This is a genomic window from Streptomyces sp. NPDC060028 (assembly GCF_042736725.1).
Classification (GTDB): domain Bacteria; phylum Actinomycetota; class Actinomycetes; order Streptomycetales; family Streptomycetaceae; genus Streptomyces.
The window spans coordinates 1-4,090 of the sequence record NZ_JBHWVJ010000164.1; the positions used below are offsets into that span (position 1 = coordinate 1).

A 4,090-nucleotide genomic window follows, 5' to 3' on the forward strand; every position below is an offset into this window, starting at 1 on the left:
CCTGGACCGTCAAGATCCAAGTGTCTCCGGTGTCCAAAACCCGGGGTCAAGGCCCGACTGGCTTTGACCCCGGTATGGGCCGCACCCTGGACACATGGACAGTGCCCCCGTCGTCGTACAGCCGCCGTCCCTGAGCGGCGGACGCCGGGTGACCATGCGCCGTCATGATCGCGAGGAGGTCCTTGGTGTGGCCTACTCCGACCATGACCTGATGGTTTTCCTCGAAGCGGCTGGGGTGGTCTCCCCGGAGAACGTGCTGGAGGATCCGCAGCTGGTGCAGTGGAGGGGCGCAGGCGCGCACGAGTGGCGCGCCGCCTAAAGCGGACCTGGAGTACCGACGGTCCCCGCGCCGCCCGGCGCGGTCGGCTCTTGTCAGGAGTTCCAATGGCTGCTGGTCAGGGACCCGCCCCTCGTGGCTCCGCCCGCCGGTGTCTGCGCGCTGCGCTGCGGCGTTGCGCCAGGGGTGCGTCAGGCTTCGCCGCGCCAGGCGCCGCTCTGGGTGCCGCTCTGCTGGTCCGCGCGCGCCAACACCAGGAGCCCGGCACGGAAATCGGCCTCCCCTTGGAGGATGAACGGGGAGGTCGACTTCCGTGCCGGCTGTGCGCTGCGGCTGGTTCACATGGTGGCACTGGGTGTGACGGCGCGCTGAGCGTGCCGGGTCCAGGGCCTGGCGCTTGTCAGTACTCGCCGTGCTGCTGGCCCTTGTAGTGCCCGTCCGAGCCGCTGTTGTTGATGCACGTGTTGCCGAAGGCGGGGTTGAGGAGGCCGACGACGTTGACGGTGTTGCCGCAGATGTTGACGGGGATGTGGATGGGGACCTGGACGACGTTGCCGGACAGGACGCCGGGGGAGCCGATAGCGGCGCCTTCGGCGGTGGCGTCGGCGGCGGCCATACCGGCCCCGCCTGCCAGGACGGCACCAGCGGCGGCGGTCACAGCTACAGCCTTGGCGACACGGAACATCGAAATCTCCTTGCACTCACAATTGCCGGGGGAATCCAGCTCGGACGACGCACCCCACAACCGCCGGAACGGCCCGCCCGTTACGGGCACTGGGCCGAATCAGTGACCTGGCACCGGAGCGGCTGTCGAACCGCCCGTTCTCAGACGCCTCGGCCCTTCGCCTCCTGCAGCCAGCCCCACCCCCAGCCGCTGCGTCGAGTGGCTTGTATGTATCCAAAGGAAGCGCCCGGCCGCAGTGCAAGGAGTCATTCCGCCGCCGCTTCCAGCCGTTGCCCGTGCGGCGGCGCAAGCGCACCGGTCACCGGAAACGGGTCCCATGCTTCGGGTCCGGCGCCCCTCCACTCCACGAAGTCCGGGTCGGTGAGGTCCACGTCATCGGCGTCCTCGAGCCCGGCCGCGGTGAGGAAGACGCGGACGTCGGCTGGGCGGTGCGCGACCCCGATGGCGACGCCGTCGTAGCGGACCCGGCGCCAGCCCTGGGCATCCGGTGGGTACACGATCAGCTTTGCGGCCATGCGCCCAGCCTCCGCCCCGTTTGCTCCAGAAGCACCTGGCCACGTCTCCCGCAGACCTGACCTGCGTCGCCCAAAGGCACCACTGATGCGGAGAAGGGCCCTCGCCGTGACCTGTCTCCTCCGGGAGGCTGCCCAGACCATCGGATCTTGGTGAGTGGCCGGCGGGGCCGGGCGCGGCATCGCGCCCGGCCCCGCCGGTTTCCCTGCCTCGGGGGGAGTCACGCCACTTTCACACCCGTTCCAGCCCGGAGGGTGCACAAGGTGCCGGGGAAGCTGGTGTTCACCCGGGCGAGGCCGGCAGGGGTCAGACCTCGCCGCGCCAGGAGCCGGTTTCGCGGCCGCGGTTCTCGATGTAGTCCTTGAACCGCTTCAGGTCACCGGTGATCTGTCGTCTGACGATGCCGAGCTTGTCGCCGACGTTCTCGGCGAGGCCGTCCGGTTCGTAGTCGAGCTGGAGCATCACCTTGGTCTTGTTCCCGTCAAGGCGGTGGAAGGTGACGACGCCGGCGTGCTTGACGTCGCCGCCCAGCGTCGTCCAGGCGACCCGCTCGTCGGGGATCTGCTCGGTGATCTCCGCCTCGAACTCCTTGGTCACGCTCCCGATCTTCGTGACCCAGTGCGTCATGGTGTCGGTGCGCTGCTCGATGCGCTCCACACTGTCCATGAAGTGCGGGAACGACTCGAACTGCGTCCACTGGTTGTAGGCGGTACGCACGGGGACGTCGACCTCGATGGACTCTTCGACCTTCGACACAGGAGCATCCTTCCTCTTCGCCGGCCGGACGGCGTCCGGCCGTACCCGGGAGCCCTTCCCCTCCCCCGCTCCTGTGCCCCCGCTGCCCGGCCCCATGACCCCCGAACAGCCTCGCCTGTGTGCCCGAAATCAGGACAGTGCGGACGGTTTGCGGGGCGGGGGGATCTGGCGCGGCAGTTCCCACAGGGGGCGGGAGCCGGCGGCCCACTCGGCGAGGAGCTTGCGGTCCACCAGGTTCAGGCGCTGATCTTTCGCGAAGTCCACCGCGTTGCTGGTGATGCGGCCGTTGGTCAGCATGACCAGCACATCACCGCCGTGGACCTGGCGGCCGGTCCCGTTGAGGACGTGCAGGTCGGGCGTGCCGACCGGCTTCCCGGACCAGCCGTCCCTGCGGTGCTTGCACTGGATCACCCACCGGCGTCCGTAGGGGTCGGTCGCTTTCACGTCGGCTCCGTTGTCGCCGCGGCCGCCGACTTGCTGTGCGTCCTGGCAGCCGTCGCGGTGCATGAGGTCGCGTACCGCGAACTCGAACTGCCGGTGGTGCAGACGGTCCAGCTGGTCGACCGCGTACCGCAGACCCTGCGCCTTGATCTGCTCCCACCGTGCCGCCTCACTGCGACGCCACCACCAGGCCGCAGCCGCGGCGGCCGCTGCCAGCAGCGTGAGGACCACGATCCAGGGATGGGCGGCCAGCCAGCGCAGGAGCCCCATCACCAGGCTCAAGGCGACTACGGCGAGCAGACCGATCAGCGCCAGCTGCTCCAGCCCCGAGTCCTTGCGCCGCCGGGGGCGCCGGCTCCGGCTGGTCCTACGGGCGGGACGGCGCCGGCTCACCGGCCATTCCCGGCGCTGGGGAAAACGATCGGGTAGGAGACGGTCGGCTGCGGCCGCACCACCGGCTGATCCCAGCCGGGCCACTTGATCGGATACACCGTCGACTCCGGCACGGGCTGCTGCTCCCCCGGAGCTCCGCCCATCGGCTTGCTGCCCAACACGAACGCGGCGAACACGAATAACCCGAGGAGCATCACCTGCCTGCTCGACCCCGCCGGGTTTCGCCAGTGCGCGCGAACCTTGAATCCGTTGCGCTCATGCTCCACGACAGACGGCACGACGGCCCCCTCATCAGTCAGGTTGTGCCTCCCTGCACAACTGACCAATGAAAGCACCCACCACTGACACCTCGTCACCGTTCATCAACTATTAGTGATCATCAGGTCATCCCGGGTTTTCTGCACGGGTTCGGCTGTGGAGATGAACGCCGGATTGCTCCGGGCGTGGGTCACCGGGCAGGCTGCGCGTCCGGAGGAGAGGGGACAAGCGTGTCTGAACACGACGACGCACAGGCGGCAGCAGCGGCGCTCAGGAAGGCCGTGGAGGAGCTGGGCGGCGATGGCGCGGGCGCAGACGGCCAAGCCGCCCAGGAGGCGGTCCGGGCGTTTTCCGGCGGCTCTGGGCAGGAGTGGACGCCGGAGCAGGAGGGCCAGATCCGGGCCTTGGTGGAGCAGATCCGCAGGGTGCGGAAGCTGAATCGGCCGGACGCGGGCTGGTGGCACCGGAAGCGGGAGTGGCGTGCCCGGGAGCACCTGGTCGAACTGATGATGGCCGGCGGCCCGGAGCTCGTGAGCGAGGCGGAACTGCGGCTCTGGAAGAACCACGCGATGGTGGAGGTGCTGCTGGAGTTCGCGGGCAGCGCGATGAAGCAGGACGACATTGCGAAGACGCTCGCCCGGATGGAGACGCTGCACACCGCCACGTACGAAGGCTGGCAGCAGGCCCGCAAGGCGCTGGCCGACGAACAGGCCGCCACCGGCTGACCGGGCGCGGCACAGAGGAGGGGCCCCGCACCGCGTTGGCGG

General features: G+C 69.3%; 7 protein-coding genes. 2 read left to right on the top strand and 5 right to left on the bottom strand.

Annotation, left to right across the window (positions count from 1 at the left end; genetic code table 11):
- The first annotated feature begins 94 nt into the window (after positions 1-94).
- The gene (locus ACFWBF_RS37070; RefSeq protein ID WP_385609237.1) at positions 95-319 is read left to right on the top strand and encodes a hypothetical protein; all 225 of its coding nucleotides are present in this window, start codon (positions 95-97) and stop codon (positions 317-319) included.
- Positions 320-677: 358 nt separating this feature from the next.
- Here the strand turns inward: ACFWBF_RS37070 and ACFWBF_RS37075 are convergent, their stop codons facing one another.
- The 5 genes from ACFWBF_RS37075 to ACFWBF_RS37095 all read right to left on the bottom strand — a co-directional run bounded on the left by ACFWBF_RS37075 (position 678) and on the right by ACFWBF_RS37095 (position 3,343).
- On the bottom strand, positions 678-962 hold the full coding sequence (locus ACFWBF_RS37075) for a chaplin (protein WP_385609238.1): 285 nt from the start codon (positions 960-962) through the stop codon (positions 678-680).
- Between the two features lie 245 nt (positions 963-1,207).
- Positions 1,208-1,477, bottom strand: a complete 270-nt coding sequence (locus ACFWBF_RS37080) for a hypothetical protein (RefSeq protein WP_385609239.1) — start codon at positions 1,475-1,477, stop codon at positions 1,208-1,210.
- 304 nt (positions 1,478-1,781) lie between these two features.
- Entirely contained in the window at positions 1,782-2,231 is a 450-nt protein-coding gene (locus ACFWBF_RS37085) for an SRPBCC family protein (protein ID WP_385609240.1), read from the bottom strand.
- 129 nt (positions 2,232-2,360) lie between these two features.
- Complete coding sequence (locus ACFWBF_RS37090; protein ID WP_385609241.1) at positions 2,361-3,065, bottom strand: restriction endonuclease; 705 nt, start codon at positions 3,063-3,065, stop codon at positions 2,361-2,363.
- Entirely contained in the window at positions 3,062-3,343 is a 282-nt protein-coding gene (locus ACFWBF_RS37095; protein ID WP_385609242.1) for a hypothetical protein, read from the bottom strand. The genes ACFWBF_RS37090 and ACFWBF_RS37095 overlap by 4 nt, the downstream gene beginning before the upstream one ends.
- Positions 3,344-3,553: 210 nt before the next feature.
- Here ACFWBF_RS37095 and ACFWBF_RS37100 point away from each other — a divergent pair, with 210 nt between their 5' ends.
- Complete coding sequence (locus ACFWBF_RS37100) at positions 3,554-4,048, top strand: hypothetical protein (protein ID WP_385609243.1); 495 nt, start codon at positions 3,554-3,556, stop codon at positions 4,046-4,048.
- Positions 4,049-4,090 lie beyond the last annotated feature (42 nt).